The following is a 17,785-nucleotide window of genomic DNA, read 5'->3' on the forward strand; positions in this document are numbered from 1 at the left end:
AAGCCATCATGTCGCTCTACCACGTCGTCGAATCCGTGCTGGTGCCGCTGATCGTGCTGGTGTGCGCGCTGTCGGTGGCGGCGCGCTACATGCCGCGCACGCGCGAGCGCGTCAAGGCGACGCTGGCGGCAAGCCTCGGCGGCGCGCAGGCGCGCGGATGGCGCGCGCGGCTGGTGGCACGGCTGGCGCCGCAGGCGGTGGCATCGGGTTGCGCCACCGGCTGCGACAGCGGCGGCTGCAACAGCTGCGACAGCAATACGTCCAACGCCGCGCCGGCGGCGACGGAAAAGCCCATCCGCATCGTGCGCAAGCCGCAGGGCAAGGGCTAGGCAGCGATCCTGCCTCAGGCACCGCAGTTCGACGAAGCCGGCTTTGCCGGCTTTTTTCTTGCCCGGAACCCTGTCGTCCCCGCGTATGCGAGGACCCAGTGGCTTTCAAAGACGCTGGGTCCCCGCCTGCGCGGGAACGACGGCATGGACGTTTGCTTTAGGTCAAACGGGTCAGAGGCCGGCAACGGCACACTCGGCATGGGGTCTTTCCCAGTCCTGTCGATAACAACATGAGCCCGATGCAATCTCCTCGTACCCGTTTGGCAGCGGTCGCCGTGGCGGCCGCGATGATGGCCTTTTCCCCGCTGCACGCCGGCGCGGCCGATGTCGCCGCCACCTCATCCGGCACCGAACCCGAAGGTAACTGGATGGTGCGCCTGCGCGGCACCTATCTCGACTTCGAACAGAAGTCCGACCCGATCGGCGGCGCCGGTGCGTCGGACCGGATCGGCGTCAACAACAAGTGGATCCCCGAGCTGGATGTCACCTACTTCCTTACGCCGCATCTCGCGGCCGAACTGGTGCTGACCATTCCGCAAAAGCAGGACGTCTATCTCGACGGCAGCCGGATCGGATCGTTCAAGCATCTGCCGCCGACGCTGCTGCTGCAGTACCACTTCCGGCCGCACGGCACCCTGCGGCCCTATGTCGGCGCGGGGTTGAACTTCACGCGGATCTGGGGCGCCGATATCGCCGGCAATACGCTGTCGCTGGACCGCTGGAGCATCGCGCCCGCGCTGCAGATCGGCGTGGACTACCGGCTGACGCGCAACTGGTTCCTGAACGCGGACATCAAGAAGGTGTGGCTGTCCAGCGATGTGAAGGCGGCCGGCGCCAAGGTGTCGGAAGTCAAGCTGGACCCGTGGCTGTTCAGCGTTGGCGTCGGCTACCGGTTCTGAACGGCCGGGCTGGGCCACGCAGAAATGGGTACGCTGACGCCACCGAACCCTTCAACCGTCGTCCTGGCGCGGGCGAGGACCCAGTGGCTTCGAAAGACGCTGGGTCCCCGCCTTTGCGGGAACGACGTGTTCAGATCGCACTGCCGTTGATCGTCAACGACAATCGCTGCCCGCTCTGCCTGACGGTGCAGCTTGCTGTCAGCGAGAAGTCGCCCGGCGTCAACGGCGTCACGCCGACCTGGCCCGGATGCGTGGCCGGGGTCACGGCGATATTGCCGGACTGTTGCCAGTCCCACGCTTCGCACGCGAGGAAGGTCAGCGCGTTGCCGCGATGCCTGACGGTCGCGGTGACCGGAATCGGCAGCGGTGGCATCGTCGCGATACGCAGCGGCTGCGGGCCGTCGTAGACCAGCGCCCAGGTCGGCTGCTCCGTCACGGTCAGGCCGGCACTCGGCGTGGCGTCCAGTGCCTTGCTGGTGGCCGTGATCTTCAACAGGCTCTGCAGCGGATCGGCGCCATTGGGACGGCTGGTGTCCAGCGTGAAGCCGCGCCCGCTCGCAGTGGACTGCGCATTGGATTGGACCGACAGCGACGGCGAGGTACTCGTGTACGACCATTGGCCGTCGAACTGCGCGGTCGCATCAAGACCGTCGCTACGCATCACCCGCGCCGACAGCGTGGCCGGATAGCCGTTCAGGATCGAGATCGCGTCGATCGGGGCGCCGTTGCGCAGCAGCTCCAGCGTGTAGGCGTAGCTGCCGTTCTTCAGCACGACGACGGCGATCCGCGCGGCCAGCGCGACGCCGTTGGGCGCCGTGACGCCGACCGTGACCGTGCCCTCCACCGTGCCGGTGGTCGACGGATTCACGCCGTGCAGCGTCGCGCGCTCGCGATCCGCACCGAGCTGTATGCCGGCGGCCGAGCTGGCCCAGGCCCAGTCATGCACCGCGCCCGACACATCGATCCCGTCGCCATCGAGCAGCGTGGCGCGGATCTGCCGGGTTTCTCCGTTAGCCAGCGTCAGCAGCGGATGCGACACCGCGAGGCTGTAGTCATTGCTCGCGGCGACCGTGATCGTGGCGGTCTGTACCGGCAGCGCGATCGCCTTGCCGTCGGCACCATGGATGGTCGCGGCGACCTGCACGTTGACGGTACCCGCCGCGATGCCGGTCACGACCGCGGCGCCGGCGACGTTAGCGCTCGGCGTCACCGTTGCGACCGCGGGATCGGACGAGGTCCACGCGTAGCTGCCCTGGGCGGTGACGTCCCTGCCGTTGCTGTCGACGACGACGGCCGCAAGGGTCAGCGTGCGGCCCACGCCGACCTGTCCCGCCGATTGTCCGAGTGTCACGGTATAGCTGACCGTCGTCGGCGATCCGTTGGAGCCGGGACCTGACGAGCTGCCGGAGCCCGAGCCTGAACTCGGATTCGCCCCCGCACCATCGCCGCCCCCGCCTCCACCGCACGCGGCCAATACCATTGCCGTCAGCACCGCCGCGACCCAGGCGAGCGGCTTCGATCCCGTTCCCGTTCCGATCATGATGTCTCCCCGTTGGCTGGGACAATGTCCCCCTTCAGGCTAGGCGCGACGCAACTCACGCTGTACCGGCCAGGCGGTGGACCACCGCCGCGGTTTGCGTGTGGCAGCACGCGTTCAGGTACGAGCCCGGTTTGGCGATCTCATCCGTTTGGCCGAGGCCACCGCTTGGCGGCGCACGGCGAAAGCGCGGCGGCTTGCTTGACGAGTCGACGCTCGATGCACTACGCTTTGTCGCTGCTGCACCGTCGTTTTCACACTGTCTCACACTGTCGACTCTCGACACCTTCACACCAGCCAGCACGATGTCCGTTGCGCCGACCGTCCACCGCCAAGCCGCCGATGCCCTGTGCATCGCCGCGTCGGCGCGCGCGCGTCGTGCGGTCGCCATCGATGGCCTCGGCTCGGTCTCCGCGCCCACGTGCGCGCTCGTCTTCGCCTCCTCGCTACAACTAGACCTACCGATCGGTTGCCGGGCCTAGCGCCCCGTGGCAGTTCGGCAGCCTGTCGCCACCATTTCATTCGCATTGGCACGCCGTGATCGGCTTCGATTGCGGTGCTGATCGGCATTCGGCCGTTCGATCGTCCGATCGTCCGATCGTTCGACCGTTCGCCCGCCATGCGGCCCGCTTTCCCTTCACTATCGCGATTCCCTCGCGAGGAGGACCCGTTCATGCTGCAAGACCCCGCCGTCAAATACCGTCCCGCCGCCACCGTCGAGCTGCCGGATCGCACCTGGCCCAACCAGCGCATCGCGCGTGCGCCAGTCTGGATGAGCACCGATCTGCGCGACGGCAACCAGGCGCTGATCGAGCCGATGAGCGTGGCGAGCAAGCTGCGCTTTTTCGAACAACTGGTGAAGATCGGCCTCAAGCAGATCGAGGTCGCGTTTCCGTCGGCATCGCAGACCGATTTCGACTTCGTGCGGATGCTGATCGAGCAGAACCGCATTCCCGACGACGTGACCATCGTCGTGCTGACGCAAGCCCGCGACGACCTGATCCGCCGCACCATCGAATCGCTGCGCGGCGCGCCGCGCGCGGTCGTGCATCTGTACAACCCGATCGCACCGGCGTTTCGCCGCATCGTGTTCGGCGCGAGCCGCGACGAGGTCAAGCAGATCGCACTGGCCGGCACGCGGCTGATTCGCGAACTGACCGACGCGATCCCCGGCACCGCCTGGACCTATGAGTATTCGCCCGAGACCTTCAGCATGACCGAGCTCGACTTCGCGCTCGAAGTCAGCGACGCGGTCGCCGATATCTGGCAACCGAGCGCAGCGCGGCCGATGATCCTGAACCTGCCGAGCACCGTGGAATGCAGCACGCCCAATGTGTTCGCCGACCAGATCGAATGGATGCATCGCCATCTGGCACGCCGCGCCGACATCGTGCTGTCGGTCCATCCGCACAACGATCGCGGCACGGCGGTGGCGGCGGCCGAACTGGCCGTGATGGCCGGCGCCGATCGCGTCGAGGGCTGCCTGTTCGGCAACGGCGAGCGCACCGGCAACGTGGACCTGGTGACGCTGGCGTTGAACCTGTACACACAGGGCGTCGATCCGCAGCTGGACTTCTCCGATATCGACGAGGTGCGCCAGTGCGTCGAGCATTGCAATCAGCTGCCGGTGCATCCGCGCCATCCCTATGCCGGCGATCTGGTGTTCACGGCGTTCTCGGGCTCGCACCAGGATGCGATCCGCAAGGGCTTCGCGCAGCAGAAGCCGGACGCGATCTGGGAGGTGCCGTATCTGCCGATCGATCCCGCGGACCTGGGACGCAGCTACGACGCGGTGATCCGCGTCAACAGCCAGTCCGGCAAGGGCGGCATGGCCTATCTGCTCGAACAGGTGCACGGGCTGTATCTGCCGCGGCGGCTGCAGATCGAATTCAGCCGCGCGGTGCAGCGCATGACCGACGAGACCGGCGCCGAGGCCAGCGCGGACGATCTGTACGCGCTGTTCCGCCGCGAATATCTGGAGATCGATGCGCCGATACGCTACGTGTCGCACCGGATGATGTCGGGCGCGGACGATCAGGTCGAGATCGAGGCCACGCTGGTACAGGATGGCGCCACGCGCGTGGTGCGCGGCAAGGGCAACGGCCCGATCGACGCCTTCGTGCGGGCACTGGGCATGCCGGTACGCGTGATGGACTACCACGAGCACGCGCAATCGTCCGGCGCCGATGCGCGCGCGGCCTGTTATGTCGAGGTACGGGTAGGAGAATCGGCGACCGGCTTCGGCGCGGGGATCGATGCGAACCTGGTGACGGCGTCGCTGAAGGCGGTGGTGTCCGGGGTCAATCGGCATTTGCGGGCGGAGGCGACGCAGCGCGCTACGCAACAGCAAGCGGCCTAGGCCGTTGCTGCCCTGTCCCGCTCGCGGGACAGGGTCGGGGAATGGCAAAGCCTGTCGCGCTGGCGATAGCGCTTGAGGCTTGCTGGCGCCCTTCCCTCTGCCCTACCCCTCTCCCGCAGGCGGGAGAGGGAACACCATTGGGGTACCGCGGCCGTCCCGGATCAGCGGAACGCCGGCTCGTCGAAGCTGCGCAGCTTGCGCGAGTGCAGCGCCTCGACGCCGTTCTCGCGCAGGATGCGGATGGCTTCGAGGCCGATCGTCATATGCTGGCTGACCCGCTGGCGATAGAAGGCGTTGGCCATGCCGCGCAGCTTCAATTCGCCATGCAGCGGCTTGTCGGAGACGCACAGCAGCGTGCCGTAGGGCACGCGCAGCCGAAAACCGTTGGCCGCTACCGTCGCGCTCTCCATGTCGATCGCGATCGCGCGCGACTGGTTGAAGCGCGCGTACAGCGTCTTCGACTTCAGCTCCCAGTTGCGGTCGTCGGTCGAGACCACGGTGCCGGTGCGCATCCGCGTCTTCATCTCGTTGCCGGACAGCCCGGTCACGCGCGCCACCGCTTCCTGCAGCGCGACCTGGATCTCGGCGATCGGCGGCACCGGTACCCACGGTGGCAGGTCCTGGTCCAGCACGTGGTCGTCGCGCACATAGGCGTGCGCGAGCACGTAGTCGCCAAGCTGCTGCGAGCGGCGCAGGCCGCCGCAATGCCCCACCATCAGCCAGCAATGCGGGCGCAGCACCGCCAGATGGTCGGTCATCGTCTTCGCGTTGGACGGGCCGACGCCGATATTGACCAGCGTGACACCGAGCCGGTCCTCGCGCACCAGGTGATAGGCCGGCATCTGCGGCAGCGCGCGCGGATACAGGGCGAGATCCGGCTCGGCCTCGCCATGGTTCTGCACGATGTCGCCCGGCTCGACGAAGCGGACGTACTCGTCGCCATCGGCGCCGCTCATCAGCGAGCGGCCCAGCGCGACGAATTCGTCGACATAGCGCTGGTAGTTGGTGAACAGCACGAAGCGCTGGAAGTGCTGCGGCGCCGTGCCGGTGTAGTGGTACAGCCGCTGCAGCGCCAGATCGACGCGCTCGGCAGGAAACAGCGACAGCGGCCAGGCCTCGCCGGGCACCGGCTCGTAGGTGCCATTCGCAATCCCGTCGTCGATGCGGCTGAGCTCGGGCAATACGAACGAGGCCTCGAGCTCGCGCGCCTGCGTGTAGCTGATGTCGGTGGTCGACGCCTCGATCACGAAGGGCAGCGGAATCGGCCGCCGGCTGGTGCCCACCACCACCGGCACGCGGTGATAGCGCATCAGCCGTTCGATCTGGTCGCGGTAGTAGTCGGCAAACAGATCGGGGCGTGTCACGGTGGTGCCATAAACGCCCGGGTACGCCACGGTGCCCCACGACGGCCGGCTGTCGGTCACCATCGTTTCGATATTGACCGAGATGCCCAGATAGGGATAACAGGCATGCGCCGCCGAAGGCAGCGGCTCGCCGCGGGCGAAGGCATCGAAACGCGCGCGCACTGCGCCGACCGCGTTGTCGTAGATTTCGCCGATGCGCGCCAGCGCGGCTTCTGGGTCGGTGAACTCGGCCAACTGGTCGGCCGGATGGGCGGAAGAGAAGATCGAGGCTTGCATGGCGACGATCATACTCCCGCGCGCATGCGCCCGGCACATGACCGTGCTGGCAACTCGGCAAACCGTCGCGATGTCGCTCCCGCGAAGGCGGGAACGACTGGCCCCGCTTATTCCGGCTGGATATTCGCGGCGCGGATGATGCGCCCCCACTTGGCCGATTCCTGCTGCTGGAAGGCTGCCAGTTCGGCCGGCGTACTGGTGAAGACCTCGGTGCCGGTGCTGCGATAGAAGTTGCTCGCGGTCTGGCTGCGCGCCGCCTTGACCAGCAGCTCGTTGAGCCTGGCGACCACCGGCTGCGGCGTGCCCGCGGGCGTGTACGCCGCGAACCAGTAGCTCATCTCGTAGCCCTTGACACCGGCCTCGTCGATGGTCGGCACGTCGGGGGCCAGCGGCGACCGGGTCTTGCCCGACACGCCCAGCGCCCGGAGCTTGCCGCTCTTGACCTGCGGCAGGCCGGTCGCGGTATCGGTGATCATCATCTGGATCTGGTTGCCGAGCAGGTCGGTCACCGCCAGCGGATTGCTCTTGTAGGGCACGTGCAGCAGCTGGACGTTTGCCATCTGCTGGAACAGTTCGCCCGCGATGCGCGACGACGAGCTGCCGCTGCCGAAGCTCAGCTTGCCCGGCTGCTGCCTGGCCAGCGCGATGAACTCGCCGACGGTCTTCACCGGCAATTGCGGATTGACGACCATGATCTGGCCGCCCTTGCCCAGCGCGGTGATCGGCGTGAAGTCCTTGACCGGATCGTAGGGCAGCTTCTTGAACAGATGCTCGTTGGCCGCGTGCGTGGTGTTGGTCGTGATCAGCACCGTATAGCCGTCGGGCGCGGCCTTGGCGACGTCGGAGGCCGCGATGAAGCCGTTGGCGCCGGGCTTGTTGTCGACCACCACGGTGACCTTGGCGTCGGTGGTCATCGCCTGGCCGATCGCGCGGGCCAGCTGGTCGGTGGCGCTGCCGGCCGCGAACGGCACGACGAAGCGGACCGGCTTGTCGGGGAATTCGGCGCGTGCCGGTGCGGACGGCAGCGCCAGTGCGGCGAATGCCGTCAGTGCGGCCAGCGCCGGCAGCAGCGTCTTCAGGCGCGGCGCCGGTTGCGTTCGCACGGCGGCGGGGAGAAATCGGGATGGCATGGTGTGGTCTCCTCTGGGTGTTTTATGAGGTCGGAATGCGCCGATGCGTGGCGCCGGTCAGCCACCAGCGTGCAGGCGCGGCGGCAACGGAATCTCCAGCTGCAGCAGCAGGAAGGACAGCGCCTTGCCGTGCGCGTCGAGATTGAGCGCATCGTTGACGCCGCCGTCGAGCACGCCGTCGAGCACGAAATTCATCGCATGCAGGCTCGGCACGACGTATCGCGTTACTGCGGCGGGCTGGCGATGACGAAACAGCGCGCGTACCGCGTCCTCAGTCACGTGTGCGAGCAGATGCTCGAAATCGCGCTCGTCGTAGGCAATCACGCTGATGTTCGAACGGTCGCCCTTGTCGCCGGTGCGGGCATGGGCAAGGCGATAGAGCGCAATGGTGCCGGGCATCGTCATGTTCAGCCTTCGATCATCGTGTAGCGCGCCGTTACCGCTTCGCGCGGCACCAGACAGGACATCGCGTTCAGCCGCGGACGCAGCGCCGTGCGCACCCCGCCACCGCCGGCAGGTCCGCAGCAATAGAGCGCGTTGACCTCGCGCAGCAGCGCCTCGGCGACGGCCTTGTCCTCGTGCGCCAGCGCGGCGCGCAGCCGCACGTCCTGGCTGTGCCGCTCATGCGCTTGCGGCGTGGCGAGCCAGGCGCCGCCATCGTCGGCCAGTACGCTGAGCACGCCGATCAGGTCGAGCCGCACCGGCACTTCGTGGCCGAGCATCGCCATCCGCTTGCGCACGATGTCGCCGGCCAGACGCGCGCGCGCCGCGGCGTTCGGCCCCGCGTAGGAGATCTCGCCTTCGGCGATCCAGCCGCCCTCGTGAAACAGATTGGCCTTCAGCTGCTGCGGCCGCGCATGGCCGCGGATATTGCGCACCGCGACGCGGTCCGGACCCAGCTGCTCGACGGTAACCGCGCCGATGTCCGCCACCACGTCCGGCGTCAGGTAGGCGGCGGGATCGTGAACCTCGTACAGCAGCTGTTCCTTGACGGTCCGCAGGTCGACGCAGCCGCCGGTGCCGGCGGCCTTGCCGACCTCGATGCCGCCATCGCTGTCCAGCCGCACGATCGGATAGCCGAGCGCATGGACGTCCGGGACGTCCTTGATGCCGGGATCGGCGAAATAGCCGCCGGTCACCTGCGCCCCGCATTCCAGCAGATGGCCGGCCATGGTCGCGCGCGCCAGGCGGTCCCAGTCCTGCCACGACCATTGGAAATGCGCCATCGCCGGGCCGACCGCCAGGGCCGGGTCGGCGACGCGGCCGCACACCACCACCTGTGCGCCGGCGGCCAGCGCGTCGGCGATGCCTTGCGCGCCGATATAGGCGTTGGCACAGACGAAGCGGCGCTCGGGAAAGGCCGCGCCGAGAATGCCGGACAGCAGCCTGCGCCCGGCATCGCCCGACAGATCGTCGCCCTCCACCACGGCGACGCGCGGCCGGGGCAGCCCCAGCTCGGCCGCCAGCGCCTGCACGCGGCGCGCGGCGCCGTGCGGATTGGCCGCACCGAAGTTGCCGACGATCGGGATGCCGTGCGCCAGGCAAAGGCCCAGTACCGGGCTCAGCAGCGCGTCGAGCAGCGGCTCGTAGCCGCGCCCGGGATCGGCGCGCCGGGCCAGATGGGCCAGCGCCAACGTGCGCTCGGCCAGCGTTTCGAAGATCAGCGCGGAGGGGCCGCCGTCGGCGATCAGCGTGCGGACCACGGGCAGCGCGGCGTCGATGCGATCGCCGGAGAAGCCGGCACCGGAGCCGATCGAGAGCGGAGAAACCATGGCGGGCGCGATATCAGCAGGACGACAGTCAATCAAGGGGACAGCGCTTGCGCGCAGCCGGTCACGGCATTCTAGGCATGACCTCGAATTCGGAAAAACGGATTATTTGGATTAATCTAGCGGTCTGCTCGATCAATCCGGGCGCCCGGCCCCCCATCCCCGATCTCGTCCGCCGTCATGAACCTGTCCGTCAAGCATCTGCGCGCCTTCGTCGCGCTGGCCCAGCAGCGCAATTTCACGCGTGCGGCGCAGGCCTGCCATCTGTCGCAGTCGGCCTTCAGCGCGCTGATTCGCACGCTGGAAGAACAGGCCGGCGCCCGCTTGTTCGAGCGCACCACGCGGTTTGTCGAGCTCAGCGCAGAGGGGCGCCGCTTCGAGGAGGTGGCCGAGCGGCTGCTAGCGGATTTCGAGGACGCCTTCGCCGACCTGCGCGACCATGCCGAACGCCGCAAGGGGCGGGTCGCGATCGCCGCGCTGCCGTCGATCGCCGCAGGCGATCTGCCGCCGGTACTCGCCGCCTTCCGCGCGCGCTATCCGGGCATCGCGCTGGCGCTGCACGACGTGCTGGCCGACGGCTGCATCGATCTGGTTCGGCGCGGCCGCGTCGACTTCGCGCTGGCGCCGGCGCCCGGCCAGGATGCCGATCTGAAGATCGAGCCGCTGGTGGCGGACTCCTTTCACGTGGTCTGCCCCGCCGGTCATCCGCTGGCGTCGCGCCGCAGCATCGCACCATCCGCGTTGGCCGGCCTGCCGTTCATCCATCTGTCGCGAACCAGCAGCGTGCGGCAGCATCTGGACGCCGCGCTGCATCCGACGCGGCTCAATGGCGTGATGGAGGTCGAGCACCTGGCCACGGTGGCGGGGCTCGTGGCGGCCGGGCTGGGCGTCACCGTGGTGCCGTCGCTGGCGCTGTTCCAGTTCCGGCTGCCCAATCTGGCGATCCGGCCGCTGCGGCTCGAATCGCTGGTGCGCGACATCTGCCTGGTACGGCTGCGCGATCGCGGCGATTCGGCCGCGGCCAGCGCGATGCTCGACTATGTGTACGCGCACTTCCGCAAGCGGCGCGGCGCGCAGGAAGCCGAGCGGCGGACGGCTCAGAAGTGAGCGAGATAGCCGCCGTCGACGGCAAGGACGTGGCCGGTGATGTAGGACGCCGCCGGCGAGGCGAGGAACACCGCGGCGCCCGCGATTTCGTCCGGCTGCCCCCAGCGGCCCAGCGAGGTACGGCGCTGCAGCCAATCCTTGACGCCGGCATCGCCGACCATCGGCTGGTTCGGCTCGGTGGCGAAGAACCCCGGCGCAATCGCATTGACGGTGACGCCATCGCGCCCCAGGTCCGCCGATAGCGAGCGCGTCAGCGCATCGAGCGCGCCCTTGGTGGCGGGGTACAGCACGTCGTCGCCACGCGCGACCTGCCCCGCGATCGAGCTGACATTGATGATGCGGCCATAACCACTGCGGCGCATGCGCATCGCCGCATGGCGGCACAGGTTGTACGGCGCGACCAGATTGGTCTCCATCATCGCGCGCAGGTCGCGGGTATCGAGCTCGGCCATGGTCTGCCGATTGCGCGCGCCGGCGTTGTTCACCAGGATGTCGAGCCGGCCGTATTGCGCGTCGATGCGGTCGAACGCCTGCGCGACCGCGGCCTCGTCGGTGATGTCGAGCACCAGCGGATGCGCGCCCGTACCGAGCGCGGCCACGGCCTGTTCGACCCGCTGCGCGCTGCGCGCAACGACCAGCACGAGGGCACCGGCGTCGATCAGGCCTCTGGCGATGGCCAGTCCAAGGCCCTGCGCGCCGCCTGTAACGAGCGCAACGCGGCCGGTCAGGGAAAAGGGATGGGATGGGGTATGCGCGGACATGCGGGGGAATATACCGCAGGGCGCCCCACTTATCCCTGGGGCGCCTGTCTGGTTTGTTCGATCAGCCAGTCGCGAAACGCCACCACTCGGGGGTCCTCGCTGCTGCTTTCCGGATAGACCAGGTGGTAGCCATAGTCCTGCGCCACGCTGACCCCGATGTCGAACGGCCTGACCAGCCGGCCCGCGGCGAGGTCGTTGGCGATCATCGGCAGTTCGACGAGGCCCACGGCGCCGCTGTCCAGCACGGCCTGGACGACATGCGTCGAATCGGCGAAGGCCATGCAGCGGCTGTCGTCGAAGTTCTCGATGCCGGCCGCCGCCATCCACATCGGCCAGTCGGGCCAGACGATGCCATCGGTCCGGCAATCGACGTGGCACAGCGTGTGGTGCAGCAGATCGCTGGGCTCGCGCAGCGGCGGGCCTGATTCCAGCAGGCTCGGGCTGCAGACTGGAACCACCACCGTGCCGAACAGTCGCTCGGCGCGTGCGCCTTCATAGCGGCCGGCGCCGAAGCGGATCGCGACGTCGATGTCGTCGGCCTCGAAATCGCGGACCTGCTCGCTGATATCGAAGGTCAGATCGAGGCCGGGATTGGCCGCGCGAAATTGCGGGAGCCGGGGCAGCAGCCAGTTGGACGCGAAGCGCGCCTCCAGCGATATGCGCAGGTGCGCCGCGCCTCGCGCCATGCGCCGGGCGCGGGCGGTGGCGCGGCGCAGGTTGTCGAGCGCATCGGCGGTGGCCTCGTAGAGGACCGCGCCGGCGGGCGTCAGCTGAATGCTGCGGCTGGTGCGCGTGAACAGCGTGATGCCGAGCTGTTCCTCGATTTCCTTGATCTGGTAGCTGACCGCCGCGGGAGTCAGGCCGACTTCGTCGGCCGCGCGGGTGAAATTCAGATGCCGCGCCGCCGCTTCAAAGGTCCGGAGGGCGCGCGTGCCCGGCAGCATGCGATTCATCGATCTTCAGGCGAGATGGAAGGATCGCACGGAAGCTACCGGTTTCTCGGCGGGGGGTCAATGCACACGGAATCGCGCCGAGTTGGCGCGAGGAGCGGGAACGTGGTGCGCCAGCGCCGCCGGTGCACCACGTATTGTCGGATCGTCGATGCGTCGGATCGTCGATGCGATGCAGCGCGCCGGAATCAGGGGAATGCCGGCACCGCCGGGTCCATCCCCGCGAAGCGGGCTTCCGGATGCGAGCTGCGCAGCAGGGTTTCGATTTCCTCGCAACGGCCGCGCGGCACATCCACGATCAGCAGGATCTTGCCGTCGGCGATATCGGCCTCGAAGGGCTTGAGCCGGCTGTTGGGCGCCGAGCTGCCGATCATGCTCGAGGCCCAGGCACCGAACACCGCGCCGAGCACAGCCAGCACGCCAACCAGGCCCCATTGCGGGGTATCGCCGACGATCGGGAACATTGCCACCACGACGCCGGCGACCACGCCGACCGCGCCACCGATCATCAAACCCATCTCGGCGGCGTGCACGATATCGGAGGTCTGGAACAGATTGGCTTCATGCAGCCCGGTCATGTCCATGCCATCGCGGGCGACGAAGTGGATGTGCCGGTGTTCGACGCGATTGACGAGCAGATCGTCCATGGTCCGCTTCGCGCTGACCACGTCGGGCAATAACCAATAGATGCGTTTGCGCATGACGGATTCCTCCGAGCGAGGTCCCGTCCGTGGGCTGCCGAGGCTGGCAGGTGGCGGCAGATTCCGCCGGCTGGGCGGGTTTTACTTTTGTACGCCACCAGGCTGGGAATCGCAAGCGCGCTCGTGGGATGCACCACACGGGGCCGGCGCGACGTCACGTAGCCGTCACGCCGGCGGCGGGCCAACGTGACGGCGATGACGCCAGCGCAAGGTTTGAAGGCCAGGCCGAAGTCCGGCCGGGTGCCGCTCAGAACGTGATCGGCAGCCGCACGTTGACCTGCAGGTCGGGCGTATCGCGCGTCAGCCCCGCGCCGACCGAGATATTGAGCGTATAGCGGTCGCTGAAGCGGTACGAATAGCCGACCAGCAGCGAGCCCTGCGTGATCCGCACCGAGCCGGGTACCGTCTGTCCGTTCTGCTTGGTCGGCCAGATGATGCTCTGGTCGTAGCCGATGCTGAAGGACGCGCGCTCGTTCAGCGCCAGGCCCATGCCGAAGTTGAAGCCGAAGATATCGCCCGGCTCGATCTTGCCCAGCGGCTCCTTCTGGCCGTTCAGCACGGTACGGCTGACGTTGTCGCGGCCGAAGTTGTGCAGATAGCTGAAGGTGCCGAAGAACACCGCCGGATCGGTCGGCAGCAGCCACGTGATGCCCGGCTGGATCGCGTGGAAGCCGGTGCCGGTCGGCATGCCCAGCGGCAACCCGGTGCCCGTCGTATTGCCGATGCAGCGCTGCACGCAATCGGTGACCACGTCGAACGGGCTCTTGCCGGTATTGGACTTGTAGCGCAGCCAGCCGACGAAATACGGCATGCGGTCGTTGCCGTAGTTCAGCTGATAGCGCAGCGTCGCCTCGACATCGCCCAGCCCGCTGCCGCTCGAATTGAAGACGTTGTCGACCGCCGTGCCGGTGAAGACTTCCCGGCTGATGGTCGACCCCGAGCTATGCACGTACGGAACCTTGGCCTCGATTTCGAGCCGCTTGGTGATGCCGTAGCGGAACGCGACCGAGGCGACATAGGTCGAGGTCTTGACCTCGCGCACGTCGATCAGGCCGATCAGGATTGCAGGAATCACCGTGTAGCCGACCAGCGCCACGCGGTTGTTGGACGAGTAGCCGTACTGGAACGCCGGCTCGACCACCAGCCGGCCTGGCGGCGTCAGCACGCCCGGCTGATCGAAGATCGGTGCGATCTCCGGCGGGCGCGTGTCGCGCTCCGGCGGCCGGCCGACCGGCTCCTGCGCCTGCGCGACCGTGGTGCTGCCGTTGGCGGGAGCCTGTGCCGGGGCCTGTGCCGGGGCCTGTGCCGGGGCCTGTGCCTGATTGACCGGCACGTTTCGCGTATTCGGCAGGCCGGTGTTGCCGCTGGCCGCCGCGGGCGCTGTCGCCGCGCCGGTCGCAATGTCCCCGCCCGTCACGCCGCCACGCTGTCCGCCGCGCTTGTTGGCGAGCGCATCGGCGCCGACGATGCTGCGCAACTCGCGGATCGTGGCCTCTTGCTGGGCCATCGAGCGCTTCATCGCGTCGAGCACGGCGGCCTGTTCGGCGACCTCGCGCTTCAGGGCCTCCAGCTTGGCGGCCGTCGGTCCGTCGTCGGGCAGGTTCTGCGCATGCGCCAATCCCCCCAGCAATAGCAAGGTCGAGCATCCCGCCTGCCGGATGCCCTGCATCGACCTTTTTCTCATGACTCTCCTCCCCCCGGATGGCGGACTGGTTCAGGAGTCCGCGGCCTGCTTTGCGTTGTTGCGATGCACCCCTGTGTGTCCGGATGCGACCGCTTGCATCCGTTGCCTCTGCCTGCTTCGATGTGGTCTTCGTGTGGTTGCGTGTGGTCCCGTATGCGACCTGGCTCTACCGCATGCTCGCCGCCCGTTGCAGGGCGCTGTTCAATGCCGCGCCGGCGACCCCCGCGCGGAACGCCTGCAAGGTGTTCACGCCCGCATCGATGGTCAACAGGCTCTGGATCGACTGGTTGTTGAGCGAGTTCTGGATCACGGTCGCCGGCGTGCCGGCCAGCGCCCCCGCGTTGAAGCTGTTGCCTGGCCCGTTCTGGATCAGATTGAGCAGGCCGTTGGTGGTGACCGAACCGGTCGCGGTGGCGATCACCGCCGGCGCCGGCATCGTCGGCGCCCCCGAAGACGGTGCGGGCGATGGCGCCGCCACGGTCGCGGTGCCCGGTGTGGACGTCGCCGTGCCGGGCTGCCCCGCGCTGGCCGACGAACTGGCGCTGCCGCTGCCGGGCGTCGACGTGCCCTGCCCCGCCTGGCCCAGCGCATTGGCCGCGACCGAGCCGGCATTGGCGGCGCTCTGCAGCGCCGCCGCGAGCCGCCCTGCTTGTTCGGACGTGATACGGCTGACGTCCGGAATGACGAGGCTGGTCGATACCACCAGATTGCCGTTGATATAGACCGCGCGTTCGATGCCGAACGAGACCTGCAGGCCGGCGGTCTCGAAGCCGCCACGCAGTTCTTCCAGTCTTGCCGATGCGACCGGTGTCCAGCCGGCCATGCCGCTGCGCGCGGCAGCGATGGCGTCGTGATGCGGATCCGCTGCGGGTTGGGACGCCAGGCCCGCGTCCAGTCCGCCGTCGCGCGGGGCCTGCGTGCCCCACGCCTGGCCGGCGCAGGCCAGCCCCGCGCCGAGCAGCATCGCGGCCGCTACAGAACTCGCAGCGCCACGAACTGCGCCGCGGCGTGCCGGCGGCGTGGTCAAAGCTTGTCGATACATGATGACGGGTCCCTAGAAGTCTCCAACGCCATGCTTGGGCATGACGGTAAAGAACAGACTGTCCCGATTGACCCCCATCCAGTACGGCCCACTGGGTGCGACGCGCCAGTCCGAAGCCTGGTTGAAGCGCGCGAGATCGGTGCGGTTGTGGATCACGAACAGAAGACTACTGTCCCAGATCCGCTCGAAGTGTTCGCGAGACAACGCTCGGGTACCGAGCGCGGGATCGCCAACCAACACCCGGTTGCCGCGCACCCCCTTGACCACGACGAAATGGTGGTAGCCGTTCTCGACCACCAGCACGATCGCCGGGACCTGGGTCTCCTCGAGCTTGGACAACGGCAGTTCGAAGCCATCGGCCATGAAGCCGCGCGATTCGAGGAAGCGCTTCATGTCCAGCAGCGAGAAGCCCTCGCGCTGGATCTTGGCGCGATCGCCGGTCAGGTACATCTGCTGGAACACTTCGGCTTCCGTGACCGGATGGCCGTACTGATAGGTAAGCAGGGTCGCCACTGCGGCCGAGCCGCAGCTGAAGTCGTATTGCTGCCGGATGGTGGTCTTGAAGCGTGCCTCCTTCAGGCTCACCGTCCGGACCTTGTAGTCACTGCCCGCCGGCTGAAGCACCACCGTATCGGCGGCGTGCGCCGGCACCATGGCCGACGCCCAGGCGAGCGCCGCCACTGCGGCGAGGCGCGGCAGCTTCATGGCCCGCTTCATGGCCCGCTTCATGGCCCGCTTCATGGCCCAAATCGCACGTTCAGAATCGTCGCGTTCTGGATCAGCGTGTTGGCGCCGGTGTTCTGTATCACCGTGGGCAGGCCGCTGGCATTGGCGAACGCCCCATCCGAAATCGCGTTGCTGCCGGTGATCACACGGTTGGCGGTGTTGTCCGCCACCACGCCGGCCAGGCGCATATCGTTGACCACCACTTCGGCGCCGCCGCGGATCTCGTTCAGCGCGGCTGTGTCGACCGGCTTGCCGAAGCCGGCGAGCACGGCGCCTGTCTGACCTTGCGGCGAGGGGTCGGCCGTTGTCTGCGCCGCCACGGCGGTGTTGCTGCTGTTGCCTTTCCCGTTCTCTTCCGGCATGCCGACGGCAGTGGGCATCGCGGCCATCGGGCCCGCCGTTTCCGGCGCGGCGGACGGCTCCGCCGCGGCTTGCAGGCCGGGCCAGAGCAGGAATGCTGTCGTCAAAGCGCCGACAGCGGTGCGGACCGCTCGCATGATGGTGCCTCCTTGTGTCCCGTCTCCGCATGGCGGGAGGCAGGACGTTCCGTCGAACGGGCATCCCGGCCGAGGCCGGAACGCCCACTCCTGCAGAGCGACACCGCGCAAGGCGCGATGCCGGCGCGCCATCCATGCGCCGGCATCAGCGCCCGCGCAGCGTCTTACCTGCCTACAGCCAGGTTGGCCTGGACCGTGACGGCTTGTTGCACCAGCGAGCCGAGGCCGCTGTTCTGGTTGGCGATCATGATGCCGGCCGCCGACTGCCCGACGCTGCTCATCGCGTTGGACATGTTGAACGTGCCTGCATCGGCCAGCGCCGCGCCGCCAGCGCCACCGGCACCGCCGGTCGCACCGTTGCCCACGCCGCCGGTACCGCCCGCACCCGCGCCACCGGCACCGCCGGCACCGCTGGCCGCACCAGCCGCACCCACTGCGCCAGCGCCGGCCGTCGCATTGCCATTGCTGGCCGTGGTGGTCGCGCCGCCATTGGTCGCATTGCCGCCGGTGCCGCCGTTACCCGCCACGCTGGTCTGCGCGCCGCCCGCGCCGCCGGTGCCGGTGCCGGCACCACCCGAAGCAGTCGCCGCGCCGCCGGTACCCGCGCCACCCGCACCGCCAGTGCCGGTTCCGGTGCCGCCGGTGGCCGCCACC

At 68.2% G+C, this 17,785-nt stretch carries 16 protein-coding genes and 1 pseudogene; 4 read left to right on the forward strand and 13 right to left on the reverse strand.

Annotated elements, in window-relative coordinates:
* The first annotated feature begins 8 nt into the window (after positions 1-8).
* Positions 9-329: a DUF6587 family protein gene (locus tag F7Q96_RS16580; protein WP_053823347.1), complete on the forward strand. Its 321-nt coding sequence runs from the start codon at positions 9-11 to the stop codon at positions 327-329.
* Positions 330-568: 239 nt separating this feature from the next.
* Complete coding sequence (locus tag F7Q96_RS16585; RefSeq protein ID WP_144426004.1) at positions 569-1,228, forward strand: OmpW/AlkL family protein; 660 nt, start codon at positions 569-571, stop codon at positions 1,226-1,228.
* A 130-nt stretch (positions 1,229-1,358) separates the two neighbouring features.
* Here the strand turns inward: F7Q96_RS16585 and F7Q96_RS16590 are convergent, their stop codons facing one another.
* Positions 1,359-2,579 carry an Ig-like domain-containing protein gene (locus F7Q96_RS16590; protein ID WP_226995009.1) on the reverse strand — a complete coding sequence of 407 codons (1,221 nt, stop codon included), beginning with the start codon at positions 2,577-2,579 and terminating at the stop codon, positions 1,359-1,361.
* Positions 2,580-3,438: 859 nt separating this feature from the next.
* On the opposite strand from F7Q96_RS16590, the gene leuA reads away from it, so the two are divergent.
* Complete coding sequence (gene leuA / locus F7Q96_RS16595; RefSeq protein ID WP_053823345.1) at positions 3,439-5,124, forward strand: 2-isopropylmalate synthase; 1,686 nt, start codon at positions 3,439-3,441, stop codon at positions 5,122-5,124.
* Between the two features lie 161 nt (positions 5,125-5,285).
* On the opposite strand, the gene F7Q96_RS16600 is transcribed toward leuA, so the two are convergent.
* The 4 genes from F7Q96_RS16600 to F7Q96_RS16615 all read right to left on the reverse strand — a co-directional run bounded on the left by F7Q96_RS16600 (position 5,286) and on the right by F7Q96_RS16615 (position 9,666).
* Positions 5,286-6,776 carry an AMP nucleosidase gene (locus F7Q96_RS16600; RefSeq protein ID WP_006578750.1) on the reverse strand — a complete coding sequence of 497 codons (1,491 nt, stop codon included), beginning with the start codon at positions 6,774-6,776 and terminating at the stop codon, positions 5,286-5,288.
* Between the two features lie 95 nt (positions 6,777-6,871).
* Entirely contained in the window at positions 6,872-7,894 is a 1,023-nt protein-coding gene (locus F7Q96_RS16605) for a Bug family tripartite tricarboxylate transporter substrate binding protein (RefSeq protein WP_226995008.1), read from the reverse strand.
* Positions 7,895-7,951: 57 nt separating this feature from the next.
* A complete protein-coding gene (locus tag F7Q96_RS16610; RefSeq protein WP_053824520.1) occupies positions 7,952-8,293 on the reverse strand; it encodes an AtuA-related protein in 342 nt (113 codons plus the stop codon).
* 8 nt (positions 8,294-8,301) lie between these two features.
* Complete coding sequence (locus F7Q96_RS16615) at positions 8,302-9,666, reverse strand: acyclic terpene utilization AtuA family protein (protein WP_151022988.1); 1,365 nt, start codon at positions 9,664-9,666, stop codon at positions 8,302-8,304.
* A gap of 177 nt (positions 9,667-9,843) precedes the next feature.
* On the opposite strand from F7Q96_RS16615, the gene F7Q96_RS16620 reads away from it, so the two are divergent.
* The gene (locus F7Q96_RS16620; RefSeq protein WP_053823344.1) at positions 9,844-10,770 is read left to right on the forward strand and encodes a LysR family transcriptional regulator; all 927 of its coding nucleotides are present in this window, start codon (positions 9,844-9,846) and stop codon (positions 10,768-10,770) included.
* Here F7Q96_RS16620 and F7Q96_RS16625 read toward each other — a convergent pair.
* From F7Q96_RS16625 to F7Q96_RS16660, 8 genes and pseudogenes are all read right to left on the reverse strand, one after another.
* Positions 10,761-11,531, reverse strand: coding sequence for an SDR family oxidoreductase (locus F7Q96_RS16625; protein WP_053823343.1), 771 nt, complete (start codon positions 11,529-11,531; stop codon positions 10,761-10,763). The two genes, F7Q96_RS16620 and F7Q96_RS16625, sit on opposite strands and share 10 nt — an antisense overlap.
* 29 nt (positions 11,532-11,560) lie before the next feature.
* Positions 11,561-12,484, reverse strand: coding sequence for a transcriptional regulator GcvA (gcvA, locus tag F7Q96_RS16630; protein WP_053823342.1), 924 nt, complete (start codon positions 12,482-12,484; stop codon positions 11,561-11,563).
* 185 nt (positions 12,485-12,669) lie between these two features.
* Positions 12,670-13,182, reverse strand: a complete 513-nt coding sequence (locus F7Q96_RS16635) for a hypothetical protein (RefSeq protein WP_053823341.1) — start codon at positions 13,180-13,182, stop codon at positions 12,670-12,672.
* A 247-nt stretch (positions 13,183-13,429) separates the two neighbouring features.
* The gene (locus F7Q96_RS16640; protein ID WP_151022990.1) at positions 13,430-14,866 is read right to left on the reverse strand and encodes an acetate kinase; all 1,437 of its coding nucleotides are present in this window, start codon (positions 14,864-14,866) and stop codon (positions 13,430-13,432) included.
* A 166-nt stretch (positions 14,867-15,032) separates the two neighbouring features.
* On the reverse strand, positions 15,033-15,908 hold the full coding sequence (locus F7Q96_RS16645; RefSeq protein ID WP_053823339.1) for a hypothetical protein: 876 nt from the start codon (positions 15,906-15,908) through the stop codon (positions 15,033-15,035).
* Between the two features lie 12 nt (positions 15,909-15,920).
* The gene (locus F7Q96_RS16650; protein WP_144426002.1) at positions 15,921-16,613 is read right to left on the reverse strand and encodes a C39 family peptidase; all 693 of its coding nucleotides are present in this window, start codon (positions 16,611-16,613) and stop codon (positions 15,921-15,923) included.
* 32 nt (positions 16,614-16,645) lie between these two features.
* A complete protein-coding gene (locus F7Q96_RS16655; protein ID WP_053823338.1) occupies positions 16,646-17,131 on the reverse strand; it encodes a hypothetical protein in 486 nt (161 codons plus the stop codon).
* Between the two features lie 164 nt (positions 17,132-17,295).
* A pseudogene (locus F7Q96_RS16660) lies at positions 17,296-17,785 on the reverse strand (hypothetical protein); the annotation flags it as partial.

This window comes from Cupriavidus gilardii, assembly GCF_008801915.1.
GTDB classification, from domain to species: domain Bacteria; phylum Pseudomonadota; class Gammaproteobacteria; order Burkholderiales; family Burkholderiaceae; genus Cupriavidus; species Cupriavidus gilardii.